Here is a 15,482-nt window from a genome sequence, read left to right on the forward strand (position 1 = left end):
AAAACGCCCGTTGGGATATGCCCAGCCCGGCGCCCCGCGCCGGGCCGCGCCTGACCGGCCCTCGATGGGGCGTTCAGGCGCAGTTCCGGTCAGTAAATCTCGAACAATCCGGCCGCGCCCATGCCGCCGCCGATGCACATGGTAACGACACCCAGCTTCGCACCACGCCGCCGCCCTTCGCGCAGCAGATGGCCGGTCATCCGGGCGCCGGTCATGCCAAACGGATGACCGATGGCAATCGAGCCGCCATTGACGTTGCAAATCTCGTCGTCGATCCCCAGCCGGTTGCGGCAGTACAAGGCCTGGCTGGCAAAGGCCTCGTTCAGCTCCCACAGGTCGATGTCGTCCACCTTCAGCCCGTGCCGCTCCAGCAGGCGCGGCACCGCAAAGACCGGGCCGATGCCCATCTCATCGGGCTCACATCCCGCCACGCAGAACCCCTTGAAGGCGCCCATCGGCTCAAGGCCCCGCTTTTCGGCCTCATCGCTGTCCATCAGAACCAGCGCCGCCGCGCCATCCGAAAGCTGGCTGGCATTGCCCGCCGTGATGAAATTGCCCTCGCCCCGCACCGGCTCCAGCCCGGCAAGTCCCTCGGGCGTGGTATTCGGGCGGTTACACTCATCGCGGTCGACCGTGACATCGCGCCCAGAGACCTCGCCGGTCTCCTTGTCCTTCACCGCCATGACGGTCTGCATTGGCACGATCTCGTCATCGAACGTGCCCGCCGCCTGCGCCGCCGCGATCCGCTGCTGTGAGCGCAGCCCGTATTCGTCCTGCTCCTCGCGGCTGATGCCATAGCGCTTGGCGACGATATCGGCCGTCTCGATCATCGCCATGTAGATCGCGGGCTTGTGCTCCAGTATCCAATCCTCGGGCGCGGGCCGCGTCTTGGGCTGCACCAAAGAGATACTCTCAACCCCGCCCGCCACGATCGGCCCCGCGCCGCCCCCGGTGATCGCCTGCGCCGCCAGCGCCACGGTCTGCAACCCCGACGAGCAGAACCGGTTCACCGTCATGCCTGAGGCTGTCACCGGCAGGCCCGCGCGAATGGCGATCTGCCGGGCGATATTGCTGCCGGTCTCGCCTTCGGGAAAGCCACAGCCAATGATGCAATCCTCGACCTCGGCCCCGTCCAGCCCGGCTCGTCCGACCGCCGCCTGCACCGCATGGCCGCCCATGGTCGCGCCATGGGTGATGTTGAACGAGCCGCGAAAGGATTTGGCAAGGCCCGTCCGGGCAGCGGATACGATTACGGCCTGTTTCATCATGCGGCGTCCTTGTTCAGATCATCGAAAGTGCGGCCCTCGGCCACGAGTTGTTTCAGCAAAGGCGCGGGCTGCCAGAAATAGGCATCCTCTTCGGCCCAGGTCTCAATATCGACCAGCAGCCCGGGCAGCCCCTGCATATCCGCCCATTTCAGCGGCCCGCCGCGATAGCGCGGAAATCCGTAGCCGTAGAGCAGCGTCATATCCACATCGAGCGGACGCCGCGCGACCCCCTCGCCCACCACCTTGGCGGCCTCATTGACCATCGCCGCCATGTAGCGGCGGACAATCTCGGCATCGGTGAAGTCGCGCGGTGTGATCTCCTGCTCGGCCCGCTCCGCCTCGATCAGCGCCATCACCTCCGGGTTCGGCACACCCACCCGGCTGCCCGCCTCGTAGATGTAATAGCCCTTGCCTGTCTTCTGCCCGTAATGCCCCTGCTCGCACAGCTTGTCGGCATAGCTCGCATCGCGGGCACGCGGGTCCAGCCCCTCGGCCCGCCTGCGCTTGCGCACCGCCCAGCCGATATCCAGCCCGGCCAGATCCGCCACCGCAAACGGCCCCATGGCAAAGCCGAAATCGGTCAGCGCCGTGTCGATCTGATAGGGGCTGGCGCCATCCAGGATCATGTGATCGGCACAGGTGCGGTAGGTGCTCAGGATCCGGTTGCCGATGAACCCGTCGCAGACACCCGCCCGCACCGTGACCTTGCGCATCCGCTTGCCCAGCGACAGCCCGGTCGCCACCACGTCGGCCGCGGTGCTGTCCGGCACCACCACCTCCAGCAGCCGCATCACATGGGCCGGAGAGAAGAAGTGCAACCCGATCACATCCGCCGGTCGGCTGGTGACCAAGGCAATCTCGTTGATGTCCAGATACGAGGTGTTCGAGGCCAGCACCGCCCCCGGCTTGCAGGCCGCATCAAGCTGGGCAAAGACCTTCTTCTTGACCTCCATATCCTCGTAAACGGCCTCGATCACCATATCGACGCCCGACAGCTCGTAATACTCGGTGGCAAGCGTCAGCGCGGTCCCGACCATCTCGTCATACTGCGCCTGGGTCAGCTTGCCCCGTTTCACCGCGCCGCTCAGATTGTTCCCGATCCGGGCCTTGGCCGCCTGCGTCGCCTCCTGCGACATCTCCAGCAGAACCACCGGCAGGCCCGCCAGCAGCGCGGCGGTGGCAATCCCCGCCCCCATCGTGCCGCCCCCGATCACACCGACAGTGTGCAGAACCCGTGGCTCAACGCCCTTGAGTTCCGGCAGCTTGCCCACCGCGCGCTCGGCAAAGAAGGCATGGATCAGCCCCTCGCGCTGGTCCGAGGCCATAAGCTCCATGAACAGCTCACGCTCCCGCCGCATCCCGGCGTCAAAGCTCTCGGCCTCACACGCCGCCTGCACGGCCCGCACAGCAGTCGCGGGCGAGATCTGACCCCGCCCCTTTTTCAGCACCTGCTCATAGACCGCATCGAAATCCACGGGCGCGGGGGCAGCCATCTCACTGACCGGTCGGCGCGCCGCACCGCTGTCCAGCAGCTCGGCCACGTAGGCCAGCCCGACTTCACGCGGATCGCCTTCCTCGACCTTGTCGATGATCCCCAGCTTCAGCGCCTCGTCCGCCCGCACATGCCGCCCGCTGGTGATCAGGTCCAGCGCGGCCTCAACCCCCGTCACGCGCGGCAATCGCTGGGTACCACCAGCGCCGGGCAGGATGCCCAGATGCACCTCGGGCAGACCGACCTGCGCCGACGGCAGCGCGATCCGGTAATGGGTGGACAGCGCCACCTCCAACCCGCCGCCCAAAGCGGTGCCGTGAATGGCCGAGACCACCAGCAGCGGCGAGGCCTCGATCCGCGCGCAAAGCTCGGGCAGCCACGGATCCTGCGGCGGCTTGCCGAACTCGCGAATATCGGCCCCGGCAAAATAGGTCCGGCCCTGACCGTAGATCAGCACCGCCTTCGCGCCCTCTTCCTCTGCCCGCTCGATCCCGGCCAGCAGCCCCCGGCGCACATCGACGCCCAGCGCGTTGACCGGCGGGTTGTTGGCCGCCAGCACGGCAATATCCCCGACCCGTTCGTATTCTACAGCCTCGGACATGCGGCCTCTCCTCCCCTGTCTGCCGGGCGGCGTTGCGACTCGCCCGCTCTCCCATGTTGCAGAGACTAGCCTCCGACCGGGCGGCGGCGCGGAAAACCTTGCGTCACACCCCGATCGCCGGCGGGTGTCATGCCTGCAGCGGATTTCTGTTTCCCCGCAAGGGTGGTTTGGCTGGCAGATGAGATCAAGCGGAATCGGGGCACGCAGACCCGGTCGGCAACACTTGCACCCACCTTTCCGGGGCCGCCATATGCCGATAGGTTCAGACGTCCCGACACCAAGGCACGCCACATGCATCTTGCGATCCTGATGACCAATACCGACGAAAGCGCGTTTGCGCAGGCGCACCCACAGGATGGTGAGACCTTCACCGAGCTGATCCGCCTTGCCCGCCCGGATTGGAGCGCGGAGGTGTTTTCGGTCAAGGACGGGATCTTTCCCGACGACATGGCGCGGTTCGACGGGGCGATGATCACCGGCAGCCCGGCCTCGGTGCGCAGCGGCGAGGGCTGGGTGGAACGACTGTTCGGCCTGATCCGCGACATGGAACAGGCACGGCAGCCGCTCTTCGGCGCCTGTTTCGGGCATCAGGCAATCGCGGTCGCGCTGGGGGGCAAGGTGGACTGGAACCCAGGCGGCTGGGTACACGGGCTGACCCGCAACCACTTGCTGGCCCGCCCCGGCTGGGCCCGCGACCTGCCAGATGTGATCCGGCTTCATGGCTGCCACAGCGAGCAGGTGACGGTCTTGCCCGAGAATGCACTGAACCTGACCCGCTCCACCGCCTGCGCCACCACCGGTTTCGCCATCGGCCATCACATCTACACCACGCAGCACCACCCCGAGATGGAGCCGGGCTTTGTCAGGGCTCTGACCGAAGAAATGGCCGACACGCTGGGCCCCGAGGCCTGCCGGGCTGCCCTGGCATCGCTCAAGGACCCCGCCGATCAAAAGGCATATGCCGAAAGCATCGCACGTTTTTTTGAACAGGCCCGGCACCACCACCGGGACCAAGGCGTTTGAAAACGCCTTGAAGCGGTTTGCAAACCGCTTAAGCCGCTTGCAAGCGGCTTGGCCCGCCGGTGGAGAGGCGCTCACCTCACTCTTAGGTGATTGACTTTGTTGCAATTGTGCTAGGCTCCTTCCGAGGCACGGCGGACCCGAGCCCGCCGCAGCCGTCGATCAGCAACAGGGAGCGATGCAATGTGCGATATCTGCGTTATGAATGCCGTCAAGGACCGGATGCTGTCCCGCAGGTCTTTCTTCAAGGCCGGTGCAGCCGTGGCGGCCGGTGCGGCGTTGGGGTCGGCCACCACGACGCCGGCCATGGCCATGGGCCACGGCAATGTCACCGATATGACGCATGTCTATGACGCCGATTTCCCCACCTATTTCGGCGCGCCCGGAATCGAGATGACCCAGGGCTTCAACTTCAGGGACAACGGCTTCAACCTGTTCAATCTCGCCGTCAACGAACATACCGGCACCCATATCGACGCACCGCTGCATTTCTCTGCCGACGGCCAGTCAGTGGACGAGATCCCGGTGTCGAACCTGGTCTGCCCGCTCTGCGTGGTGCATATCCACGAAAAGGCCGCGGCGGATGCCGACGCGCAGGTCACGCCGGACGACCTCAAGGCCTGGATCGACACCAACGGCCCGATCCCCGACGGCGCCTGCGTCGCCATGCATTCGGGCTGGGGCAGCAAGACCGGCGGCGACGGTTATCGCAATGTCGATGGCGAGGGGAAGATGCACTTCCCCGGCTTCCACGTCGAGGCCGCGCAGATGCTGATCGAAGAGACCGGCGCGGTGGCGATTGCGGTGGACACCCTGTCGCTGGATCACGGCCCGTCGGCGGATTTCGCCACCCACTATGCCTGGCTGCCCACCAACCGTTACGGGATCGAGAACCTGGCCAATCTCGATCAGGTGCCCGCCAGCGGCGCCACGCTGGTCGTCGGCGCGCCGGTTCATCGCGGCGGCTCGGGCGGGCCGGCCCGCATCTTCGCGATGGTGTAGGCATGGCAACGGTTTCCCTGTTGTCCGACAACGAGGTCAGCGCCGAGGCGCTGGCCGTTTTCGACGACATCCGGGCGGTGCGCGGCACAGATTACGTGAACAACTTCTGGCGCGCGCTGGCCCACGATCCCGCCCTGCTGCGCGCCACGTGGGAGCGGCTCAAGGTGGTCATGGCCCCCGGCGCGCTGGACCCGCTGGTCAAGGAGATGCTCTATATCGCCGTCTCCAGCGCCAATGGCTGCGACTATTGCGTTCACTCCCATTCGGCGGCAGCGCGTGCCAAAGGCATGACGGACGAGATGTATGGCGAGTTGCTGGCCGTGATTGGCATGGCCTCACAGACCAATGCGCTGGCAAACTCACTGCAGGTGCCGGTGGACGAGGCGTTCACGGCCTGACCTCTGCCGAAACAAGTCCCGGCCGTGCCTCCGCTCCGGCACGGCCGAACCAATCCAAACACACATTTCCGTCGCAGATTTGCACTCAGCGCACAGCGGCTATTCCGTCTGTTGTCTGGCTCCCGCAGTCCGCGCGGCATAGATCACGCGGGAACGAAAACCCGCAGACGGGACGGCATTGCCATGGCACATTCAACCGCACAGCACTCCTCATTCCACGGCCTCTTCGCCGCCGTGGCCGATATCTTCAGCGGCATCTTCGATGCGCTGGTCCGCATCGGCGAGGCCAACTCCAAAGTCCGCCAGATCGAGGCGCTGGCGGCGCTCAGCGATGAAGACCTCGCCGCACGCGGCATCGCGCGCGAGGATATCATCCGCCACGTCCTGTCCGACGTCGCGTGACCGGCACAGCGGGGAGGCTCTACATCCCCGCCACCGCCTCAGCCGCCTTGGCATAGGCCCGCTCGCACAGTTCGAAATCCGCCTCGGTCAACGCGAGCGACGGATAGGTCTTGGCCGGCGACTTGAACATCCCGTTCTGCATCAGCATCGCGTTGAACCGGCCCGTGCGCTCCCCGTCCGAGCGGAACACATCGCGATAGTCGCGAATATCTGTGTCGGCAAAGACGATCTCGAACAGGGTCGGATCGCCAACGATGCGATGCGCGATGCCGTGCGCGTCCAGCGCCGCCCCTGCCATCTCCATCAGCCGCCGCCCGTTGGCGCGCAACTTGTCATACTGCCCCTCGCGGCGCAGCACCTCCATGGTCTTGAGCCCCGCCACCGCGGCCACCGGATTGCCCGACAGCGTGCCAAGCTGCATCAGCCATCTCTCGGATCCCACGGCACCCTTGTCGAAATGCGCCATAATATCGGCCTTGCCCGCAATCGCGGCCAGCGGGAAGCCGCCGCCGATGATCTTGCCCAGCGTGGCGATGTCGGGCGTCACACCATAGAGCTCCTGCGCGCCGCCATAGGCAAAGCGGAACCCGGTCACCACCTCGTCAAAAATCAGCACGATGCCGTATTTGTCAGCCTCCTCGCGCAGCAATTGCAGGAAACCGGGCGCGGGCGGAATGATCCGTTGCAACGGCTCGACGATGATCGCGGCCACCTGCTCGCCATGCTCGGCCAGCAGCGAGCGGATGTAGTCCGGATCGTTGAACGGCGCGATCAGCATCTCGGCACGGACGCTTTCGGGGATACCCGCACTGTCCGGCACCGCCTGCGGGAAGTTGACCATCCTGGCGGGCGCAAGGCTCATCTGCGCCTCGGCGCTCATGCCGTGATAACCGCCTTCGAACTTCACGATCCGGTCGCGGCCCGTATAGGCGCGGGCCAGCCGGATCGCGTACATGTCCGCCTCACCGCCGGAGGAGACATAACGGATCTGATCGGCACAGGGGACGGCGGAACAGATCTCTTCGGCCAGTTCGACCGCACGCGCATTGTTGGTGAAGAACGTCATGCCCTTGGGCAGTTGCTCGGCAACCGCTTCCATCACCTCGGGATGACCATGACCCAGCAGCATTGGGCCGGACCCAATCAGGAAGTCGACATACTCCTTGCCGTCCTCGTCCCAGACCCGGCTGCCCTTGCCCTCGCGGATGAATTTCGACGGATCGAAATTGCCCAGGCCGCCGCCGGGCAGCACGGATTTGGCCCGTTCGATCCAGTCGGCCTGACTGAGTGTGGTGAGCATGATGGCCTCCTATTCCAAAACCAGATCGGGTTCGCCGAGCGAAGCGCGGTCGGGCGCCACGCCCAGACCGGCCCCTTCGGGCGGCGCGATACGTCCAGCCTTGCGCACCGGTCCTTCCGGCGCAAGCCGGGGCGCAACATAGCCGGACAGGTCACAGACATTCATCAGCCGGGCGGGATCGGTGCTGGCACCCAGATGCAGCAACGCGGCCGTGGTGATGTCCGAGCCCCAGGTGTCCTCGACACACATCTTTGCGCCCAGATGCAGGCACAGATCGCGGGCCCGCCGCGCCGGAGAAAGCCCGCCGAATTTCGACAACTTCACCGCCACCGCATCCATGCAGCCCTGCGCATGACCCGCCAACAGGCTTGCCGTGTCATGGGCGCTTTCATCCAGCTTCATCGGCAGGCCCGTCGCGGCCCGCACGCGGGCGCAATCCTCGATCGTGGCGCAAGGCTGTTCCAGCATCACGTCCAGATCCGCTACCGCGCGGCCCACGCGGGTGGCATCGAGTGAGGTCGTGCCGCAGTTCCAGTCGCCGTAGACCAGCGGGCCGTCGCCCACCGCCTCGCGCACCAGCCGCAGCCGCGCCGCATCGACCTGCCAGTCACTATCCGCGCCCAGCTTGACCTGGAACTGGGTGATCCCCTGTGCTTGTGCCTCGCGTGCGATGCGCGCCATATCGTCCGGCGCGATGCAGGTGATCGAGTGATAGAGCGGCATGTCCCGCGCCTGCCGTCCGCCGAGCAGAGCATAAAGCGGCAGACCCGCCACCTGCCCTGTCAGATCCCAGAGCGCGATATCGACCGCCGATTTAGCATAGACATGCCCGTGCAAATGACGGTCCAGCCGGGCCATCAGCGCCTCGGGCCCCACCGGCTCGGCGCCCAGCAGCACCGGCGCCATCTCGGTCACTGCCGGGGCCACGCCGCGGGCGTAGGCGGGCAGGTAATGCGGGATCGGGCAAACTTCGCCCCAGCCGGTCAGGCCAGTGTTGGTCTCGAGCGCCAGCACCACCGTTTCGACCGTGTCGCAGGTCTTACCATCGGCCATGTAGTAAGCCTGATGGCTGGTCAACGGCACGTGCCAGATCGAGATGCGGGTGAGCTTCATGTTCGCCCCCCGCAGGTTCTGCGCCGCGCATTGCGCGTCGCTGGGGGGAAGGGGGACTTCGCCCCCCTCTTGGCCTGCGGCCAATTCACCCCCCACCGTATTTGGAACGAGAAGAAGATCATTGTCCGGCCTCGTATATGGCCACGGGGGCGCCCAGCGCGCCCTCGTCAGGGTGGACGCCCAGACCGGGGCTTTCGGGCAGGTACAGATGCCCCTCCTTGTTGCGGGGGCCGCGCCCCCCCGCGATGTCCAGTGTCAGCATGTCCTGACAGGCCCAGATGCCCAGCAGGTTGTGATCGGGGATGGTGGCGGCCAGGTGCAGCGCCTCGGTATCGGCCAGAACCGAGCCGCCAGTGGCCATCACGAACATGTCGATGCCGTGGGCCAGCGCGATGTCGCGGATGCGGGCGGCCTTGGTCAGCCCGCCGACGCGGTTGAGCTTGATGCCGAAGACCTCGGCCAGCCCCTCGCGGGCGATGCGGGCCGCATCCTGCAGGGTGACGAGACTCTCATCGACGCTGACCGGGGCCGCATGTTTGCTGCGGATGGCGGCGATATCGTCCAGCGTCTCGCCAGGCTGTTCGAACATCACACCCAGATCCTCGGTCGCCTTCATCACCCGCAGCGCCCGCTGCCGGGTCCAGGCGCGGTTGACGTCATAGAGGATACGCTCTCCCCGCGGCCGGTGCGCCTCGACATCGCGGATGCGCTCGATATCGCGCTCGGCATCGCCGCCCACCTTGACCGAATGCACGTGGTAGCCGCGCTGGCGGTAGCGGTCCATGACCTCGCGGGTTTCCTGAACCGTCTTGGCGCCCACAGAGGAGGCGATGGGGGCAGGCGTACGCGCGCCGCCGCCCATCAGGTCGGCAATCGGCAGCCCCGCCGCCTGCCCGGCAATGTCCCAGCAGGCCATGTCGATGGGGGACTTTGTGTAGAGATGCCCGGGCAGCGCCAGATCCATCGCCCGCTCGACCTCGAGCACCTTGCGCGGGTCGAGGCCGAGGATGAAGGGCGCCATGGTCTCGATCCCGGCGCGGATACCGGGACCATGGGCGGGCACATAAGTGTGGCCCCAGGGCGTGCCCTCGCCCCAGCCGGTCAGGCCCGCATCCGTCTCGATCTTCACGAAAGTGGCGTCCAGCACCTCGAATTTCAGCCGGCCGCCGGAGAGCCAGTAGGGATGTTCCAGCGGCAGGTCGACGTGATAGACCGAGATGCGGGTGATCTTCATTTCAGTTCCACTTCGACAAAGGACATGGGCGTGTCCCCGGCATTGATCACATTGTGTTCGACCCCCTCGTCGCGGCGATAGGCGGTTCCTGCGGGGACCGTCACCTGGTTGACCGTGCCGTCCGGCAATTCCAAGCGCATGTGGCAATCGGTGATGGCGGTGATGACGTAATCCATCTCGTGGCGGTGCCATCCGGTTTCCGCATCGGGGGCAAAGTCGAAACGCGTGACCCGGACGCGCACATCGTCGATCATCTTGGTTGCAACAGCCTGCGGTCTCATTGGGCGAACTCCTCAATCGGCGCGCCAAGACTGTTGAAATCGGGCTGGACGCCCAGACCCGGCGTGTCGGGCGCATAGAGCTTGCCGTCCCGCGCCACCGGCCCGCCGATCCCGGTCGAGCGGGTGTTGTAATTCATCAGATCGGTGGTGTTGTGCAGGTAGTCTTCCGGCGTCGTGGCGGCGAAATGGGCCAGCGCAGCGCTGGCGATCTCACCGCCCCAAGTATCCTCGGCCACCACCGGAATGCGGTTTTCGATCAGGTAGTCGCGCACGCGGCGCGCCTTGGAGAGCCCCCCGAGGTTGGAGATCTTGAGGCAGACCAGTTCCGCCGCGCGGTCCGCCACGATCTGCTGCGCGACGGCCATGCCGGTGACGCATTCGTCCAGCTTCATCGGCAGGTCGATGCGGGCGCGGACCTGCAGGCATTCGGCATAGGTGCGGCAGGGCTGTTCGAAGATGTAATCCAGATCCCGCGTCGCCCGTGCCACCCGCAGCGCATCGTCCACCCGCCAGCCCTGATTGGCGTCCGCCATCGCCTTCTCTCCGGGCTTGAGCAGCGGCACGGTACCCCGGATACGCTCGACATCCGCAGCCCAATCGCTGCCGACCTTGATCTGGAACTGGCGGTAGCCCTGCGCGCGATAGCGCTCCATCTCGGCGATTGTGCCCTCGGTGTCCTTCTGCGGCGCAACCCGATACATCGGCGCGCCGTCGGTCAGCTTGCCACCCCAGATCGCCCACAGAGGCGCGTCCAGCGACTGGGCAAGGATGTCCCAGCAGGCCGCATCAAACGGCGATTTGGCATAGCCGTGACCCTGCACCAGATGATCCAGGATCTGCTCGATCCGCGCCACGTTGCGCGGGTCTTCGCCCAGCAGACGCGGCGCCACCAGACGCGCCAGCGCCGGAACGCCTTCGGAATGCGCGATCATGTAGTTCTCGCCGCAGGGCGTGAACTCTCCGCAGCCCTGCAGCCCCGCATCCGTGTCGATCACCACCACCGAGGCAATGGCGGTTTCAATCGCATTGCCGCCCCCCCAGACATAGGCCCCGCCCACGTAGGGCAACCCGGTCTGGAAGATGCGGATGCCGGTGATCTTCATGCGGCGTCCATCCGGGGCAGGTCCGCCATCCCCTCGCCGCGCCAGAGCACGAAGGTCAGGATCGGCCGGTCGGTGGTGACCATCGCGTGGCTCTGCCAGCTGACATGGGCCCGGGTCTGGCCGGGACCGACATGAGCCTCATCGCCCGCGACCCGGAAATCCGCACCACCGGCAAGGGTCAGGTAGATCTCTTCGGCCTGATGGCTGTGCCAGTCATAGCTCAACCCCGCGCCCCAATAGCCGATATAGCCGCGCAGCCGGGTCGAATGAAAATGCCCGGTGGGACCGAACAGCTCGTAATAGCCGTAGCGGTTGCGAAAATCGGCCCCCACTTCGGCTTCGGTATAGGTGCGCTTCCAATGCGCCAGATGCGCCGTGGCCCGCACCGCCTCGACCAGAGCCTGCGTCTGCCCCGTGCCGTCCAGCGCAAATCCGGCGACCAGATCCGTGGCCGGGATGGCGCGCGGCTGCAGACCGGTTTGGGCCAGCACGTCCGGCCAGGCGCCAAAACCCCGCAGGTCGTCATGCGCCCGGTGCAGCTGGCGGGCGGCTTCAAGAACGTCGTCGAGTGTCACGGGATCACCACGATATTGCCGGTATGCGTCTTTTCGATAAAGGCCTGCTGGGCCTCACGCAGATCAGCTAACGGATATGTAGCGGCCAAAGCTGGCTTGATTTTGCCATCCTCTATGTATTTCACGACATCGGTGAAATTTTCCGGCCTGTTCACGGTCGAGCCGGTAAAGGTCAGGTCGCGCAAGTAAAAGGTGCGCAGATCGAGCTCGACCAGAGGCCCTGCAATCGCACCGGAACAGGTATAGCGGCCGCCCCGCTCCAGACTGTCGATCAGGTCGGGCCAGATCGGACCGCCCACCACATCGGCCACAACGGTGATCTTTTCACCCTTCAGCGCAGCTTTCAGGTTCTCGGGGCCGCGCGGCAGAATGCGGTCCGGTCCCAACTTTGCAACATCTTCGTGCTTGGCTTCGGACGCCATGGCGATCACCCGCGCGCCGCGCAGTTTCGACAGCTGGATCAGCGCACCGCCCACGCCGCCCGAGGCACCGGTCACCAGCACGGTGTCGCCCGCGCCCACATTTGCGCGATCCACCATCCCCTCGGCGGTGACGTAAGAGCAGATGAAGGTCGCCAGTTCCGCGTCGCTCAGCTCGCTCTCGATGGGCGCAATGCCCCGCACATCAGCCTTGGTGTATTCGGCAAAACCGCCGTCACATTCCGAGCCGAAATACCCCGCCTTGTCGCGGTTCATCGGATCGTCCCAGTCACGGAGCCACCCGGCCACCATGACCCGCTTGCCGATCAGCCCGGGATCCGCGCCCTCGCCCACCGCCACCACGGTGCCGACCGCATCGGCCCCCTGAATGCGCGGAAAAGTCAGCGGGGCCCCGCCCCAGGTGCTGTCGGTGTCATCCACCTCCGAGTAGGCGCCGCCGGTCGTCGCCTCGTCCACCGTCTTCGAGTACCAGCCCGACCGTGTGTTCACGTCGGTATTGTTCAGCCCGCAGGCTCCGACCCTGATCAGCACCTCCATCGGCCCCGGCTGCGGCGTGGGCCAGTCCTCGTGCCATTCGTATTTGTCCAGATCGCCATGGCCGGTCAGAACCATGGCCTTCATCGTCGCAGGGATGGTCATCGGTGTGTTCCTGACTCGGGCATATGGGGGCTCTGCCCCCGCCGCGCGTTGCGCGTCTCCCCCGGAGTATTTTCGAAAAGATGAAGCCGGGGTCTCATTCGGCGGGCTCCAGGGCGACATCGGTGCGCGGCAGCAGGCTTTGCGGATCATAGGCGGATTCACCCAGAACACGGCCCCGGCGCGGTTGCCCGGCGATCACGACCTCGAGCTGGGTTCCCGGCACGTTGGCGTGCGGTTTGACATAGGCAAAGGCGAGGATCTTGCCGACCGTGTGGCCATAAGCAACTGAGGCGGTCGAGCCCACGACCGTGCCATCCAGCAACACCGCCTCGCCGCCATGGCCGTCCTCGACCCCATCGGGTTCGATCTCCAGATAGGCGCAGACCCACGGCAGGTCGGTGTTCAGGGTCTTGTCCTTGCCCAGATAGTCCTTGTCGGTGCGGGCAAAGCGCAGCACATCGGCCTCGGCCAGCGTGACCTCATTGGTCAGTTCACCTGCCCCTTTGAAGCCCTTCTCCATCCGCAGCGTATTCATCGCGAATGAGCCGTAATCGGCGATCCCGTGCGGCTCACCCGCCGCCCAAAGCGCGTCATAAACCGCCAGCGTGTTGTCGCGCGGGACATGCAGCTCCCAGCCCAGTTCGCCGGCATAGGACATGCGAAAGGCCCAGAGCTTGTGCCCGTCCACCTCGATCTGTTGCGCGGTCAGCCATCTGAACCCGGCATTGCTCAGGTCCGCGTCCGTACAGGCCGTCAGAACCTCGCGCGCCTTGGGGCCGTTCAGGCTCAGTGCCGCCCAGTCGGTCGAGCGCAGGATGATATCGACGTTTTCCTCAGCGCGCTGGTGATTCAGATGATCCAGCAAGCGTTGCTCGAAGAAGGCCGCGCAGACGAGGTAGTACCGCCCTTCGCCCAGCTTCACGACCGTGGTTTCCAGCTCGATCCGGCCCCGGCGGTTCAGCATGTGGGTCAGCGCGATGCCGCCCGTCTTTTGCGGCAGGCGGTTGGCCACCAAACGATCCAGCAGCGCCTCGGCATCCGGCCCGGTCACTTCGACCTTGGTAAAGGCCGAGATATCCATGATCCCCACCGCCTCGCGCACGGCCTTGCACTCGGCCCCGACCATGTCGTGCAGCACGTTGCGGCGGAAGGAATAGTGATCACGCTGTTCCACCCCGTCACGCGCAAACCAGCGCGGGCGTTCGTGGCCATAGACCTCTTCGTAAACCGCGCCCTTGTCCTTCAGCCGCTCATACAGAGGCGAGGGTTTGATCGGACGCCCCTCCAGCCGGTTGAAATGCGGGAACGGGATCTCGTGGCGCAGCTTGTAATCCTCATGCGCCTTGGTGACCTGCCAGTCCTTGGTCGCATAAGACCCAAAGCGGCGCGGATCGTATTCGCGCATCGAGATATCCGCCGCCCCATGCACCATCCACCGTGCCAGTTCGCGGGTCAGGCCCGGCCCCCAGCCGATCCCGATCTGGGTGCCACAGCAGCACCAGTAATTCCGGACCCCCGGCGCGGGCCCGATCAGCGGATTGCCGTCCGGCGGGTGCGAAATCGCGCCGTGCACCTCGCGCTGAATGCCCAGCTCGGCGAAGATCGGCATCCGGTTCAGGCTTTCCTCGAGCCACGGCATGATCCGGTCGTAATCGGCATCGAACAGCCAGTTCTCGTAGTCCCACGGGCAATGATCGTGCCAGACGGAATTCGAGTTCTCTTTCTCGTAGATTCCGATCAGCCCGCGCTTTTGTTCCATGCGGATATAGCCCGAGACCTTCTTGTCGTCGCGGATGACCGGCAGTTCGGTGTCGAGGTTTTCAAACTCCGGCACCGGCTCGGTCACGAAGTAATGGTGGGTCATCGAAGTCATCGGCAGTTGCAGCCCCGACCACTCGCCCATCTGCCGGGCGTAGGTGCCGCCCGCATTCACCACATGCTCGCAACGGATGGTGCCCTTCTCGGTCTCGACCACCCACTCGCCATTTTCGGCCTGCGCGATGTTCGTCGCCCGGCACTGACGGATGATCCTGGCCCCAAGCTGACGCGCGCCCGCCGCCATCGCCATGGTTACATTGGTCGGGTCCACGTGACCGTCATCCGGCGTGTGTAGCGCGCCCAGAACACCGTCGAGATTGTAGAACGGGTGCAGCTCGGCCACCTTTTCCGGCCCCACCAGTTCGATGTTGAACCCCAACGACCGGCCCACCGACAGCGTGTGGCGTAGCCAGTCCATCTCGTCCTCGGTATAGGCCAGCCGGAAGGACCCGCAGCCGTGCCATGTCACTGCCTGACCTGTCTCGGCCTCCAATGCGCCGGAATACAGGCCGATGTTGTAATCCACACATTTGCCCAGCCCGAAAGAACTGGTCGAATGAGTGATCTGTCCCGCCGCATGCCAGGTGCTGCCGCTGGTCAGCTCCGCCTTTTCCAGCAAAACCACATCGGTCCAGCCCTCATGCGCCAAATGATAGGCCAGACCGACGCCCATGACCCCGCCTCCGACGATGACCACGCGCGTGTGTGTGGGCAGTTTGCTCTGGGACATGATTTTTCCTCTTCCCGAGTCGCGTTTCTGCTCGACAGGCTAATTCCACATTTGTACCATCGTCAA

At 65.4% G+C, this 15,482-nt stretch carries 14 protein-coding genes; 4 read left to right on the top strand and 10 right to left on the bottom strand.

Annotated elements, in window-relative coordinates:
- Positions 1–89: 89 nt before the first annotated feature.
- Both GOX53_RS12865 and GOX53_RS12870 read right to left on the bottom strand, forming a co-directional pair.
- The gene (locus GOX53_RS12865) at positions 90–1,265 is read right to left on the bottom strand and encodes an acetyl-CoA C-acyltransferase (RefSeq protein WP_171177225.1); all 1,176 of its coding nucleotides are present in this window, start codon (positions 1,263–1,265) and stop codon (positions 90–92) included.
- Complete coding sequence (locus GOX53_RS12870; RefSeq protein ID WP_171176932.1) at positions 1,265–3,361, bottom strand: 3-hydroxyacyl-CoA dehydrogenase NAD-binding domain-containing protein; 2,097 nt, start codon at positions 3,359–3,361, stop codon at positions 1,265–1,267. The genes GOX53_RS12865 and GOX53_RS12870 overlap by 1 nt, the downstream gene beginning before the upstream one ends.
- A 129-nt stretch (positions 3,362–3,490) precedes the next feature.
- On the opposite strand from GOX53_RS12870, the gene GOX53_RS12875 reads away from it, so the two are divergent.
- From GOX53_RS12875 to GOX53_RS12890, 4 genes are all read left to right on the top strand, one after another.
- Complete coding sequence (locus tag GOX53_RS12875; protein WP_371810294.1) at positions 3,491–4,384, top strand: type 1 glutamine amidotransferase; 894 nt, start codon at positions 3,491–3,493, stop codon at positions 4,382–4,384.
- 180 nt (positions 4,385–4,564) lie between these two features.
- On the top strand, positions 4,565–5,383 hold the full coding sequence (locus GOX53_RS12880) for a cyclase family protein (RefSeq protein ID WP_171176934.1): 819 nt from the start codon (positions 4,565–4,567) through the stop codon (positions 5,381–5,383).
- A 2-nt stretch (positions 5,384–5,385) separates the two neighbouring features.
- Positions 5,386–5,781, top strand: coding sequence for a carboxymuconolactone decarboxylase family protein (locus tag GOX53_RS12885; RefSeq protein WP_171176936.1), 396 nt, complete (start codon positions 5,386–5,388; stop codon positions 5,779–5,781).
- A gap of 183 nt (positions 5,782–5,964) precedes the next feature.
- Positions 5,965–6,183 (top strand): DUF1127 domain-containing protein, encoded by a 219-nt coding sequence (locus GOX53_RS12890; protein ID WP_171176938.1) that lies wholly within the window; start codon positions 5,965–5,967, stop codon positions 6,181–6,183.
- Between the two features lie 19 nt (positions 6,184–6,202).
- Here GOX53_RS12890 and GOX53_RS12895 read toward each other — a convergent pair whose 3' ends face one another.
- The 8 genes from GOX53_RS12895 to GOX53_RS12930 all read right to left on the bottom strand — a co-directional run bounded on the left by GOX53_RS12895 (position 6,203) and on the right by GOX53_RS12930 (position 15,416).
- Entirely contained in the window at positions 6,203–7,483 is a 1,281-nt protein-coding gene (locus GOX53_RS12895; RefSeq protein WP_171176940.1) for an aspartate aminotransferase family protein, read from the bottom strand.
- A gap of 9 nt (positions 7,484–7,492) precedes the next feature.
- On the bottom strand, positions 7,493–8,596 hold the full coding sequence (locus GOX53_RS12900; protein WP_171176942.1) for a mandelate racemase/muconate lactonizing enzyme family protein: 1,104 nt from the start codon (positions 8,594–8,596) through the stop codon (positions 7,493–7,495).
- A gap of 118 nt (positions 8,597–8,714) precedes the next feature.
- Entirely contained in the window at positions 8,715–9,830 is a 1,116-nt protein-coding gene (locus GOX53_RS12905) for a mandelate racemase/muconate lactonizing enzyme family protein (protein WP_171176944.1), read from the bottom strand.
- Positions 9,827–10,111: a cupin domain-containing protein gene (locus tag GOX53_RS12910; RefSeq protein WP_254446553.1), complete on the bottom strand. Its 285-nt coding sequence runs from the start codon at positions 10,109–10,111 to the stop codon at positions 9,827–9,829. Before GOX53_RS12910 ends, GOX53_RS12905 begins: the two co-directional genes overlap by 4 nt.
- On the bottom strand, positions 10,108–11,214 hold the full coding sequence (locus GOX53_RS12915; RefSeq protein ID WP_171176946.1) for a mandelate racemase/muconate lactonizing enzyme family protein: 1,107 nt from the start codon (positions 11,212–11,214) through the stop codon (positions 10,108–10,110). The genes GOX53_RS12910 and GOX53_RS12915 overlap by 4 nt, the downstream gene beginning before the upstream one ends.
- Positions 11,211–11,789 carry a dimethylsulfonioproprionate lyase family protein gene (locus GOX53_RS12920; RefSeq protein WP_171176948.1) on the bottom strand — a complete coding sequence of 193 codons (579 nt, stop codon included), beginning with the start codon at positions 11,787–11,789 and terminating at the stop codon, positions 11,211–11,213. The genes GOX53_RS12915 and GOX53_RS12920 overlap by 4 nt, the downstream gene beginning before the upstream one ends.
- Positions 11,786–12,868, bottom strand: a complete 1,083-nt coding sequence (locus tag GOX53_RS12925) for an alcohol dehydrogenase family protein (protein WP_217351769.1) — start codon at positions 12,866–12,868, stop codon at positions 11,786–11,788. Before GOX53_RS12925 ends, GOX53_RS12920 begins: the two co-directional genes overlap by 4 nt.
- A gap of 94 nt (positions 12,869–12,962) precedes the next feature.
- Entirely contained in the window at positions 12,963–15,416 is a 2,454-nt protein-coding gene (locus GOX53_RS12930; RefSeq protein ID WP_171176950.1) for an FAD-dependent oxidoreductase, read from the bottom strand.
- Positions 15,417–15,482 lie beyond the last annotated feature (66 nt).

This window comes from Ruegeria sp. HKCCD8929, assembly GCF_013031405.1.
Lineage (GTDB): Bacteria > Pseudomonadota > Alphaproteobacteria > Rhodobacterales > Rhodobacteraceae > Ruegeria.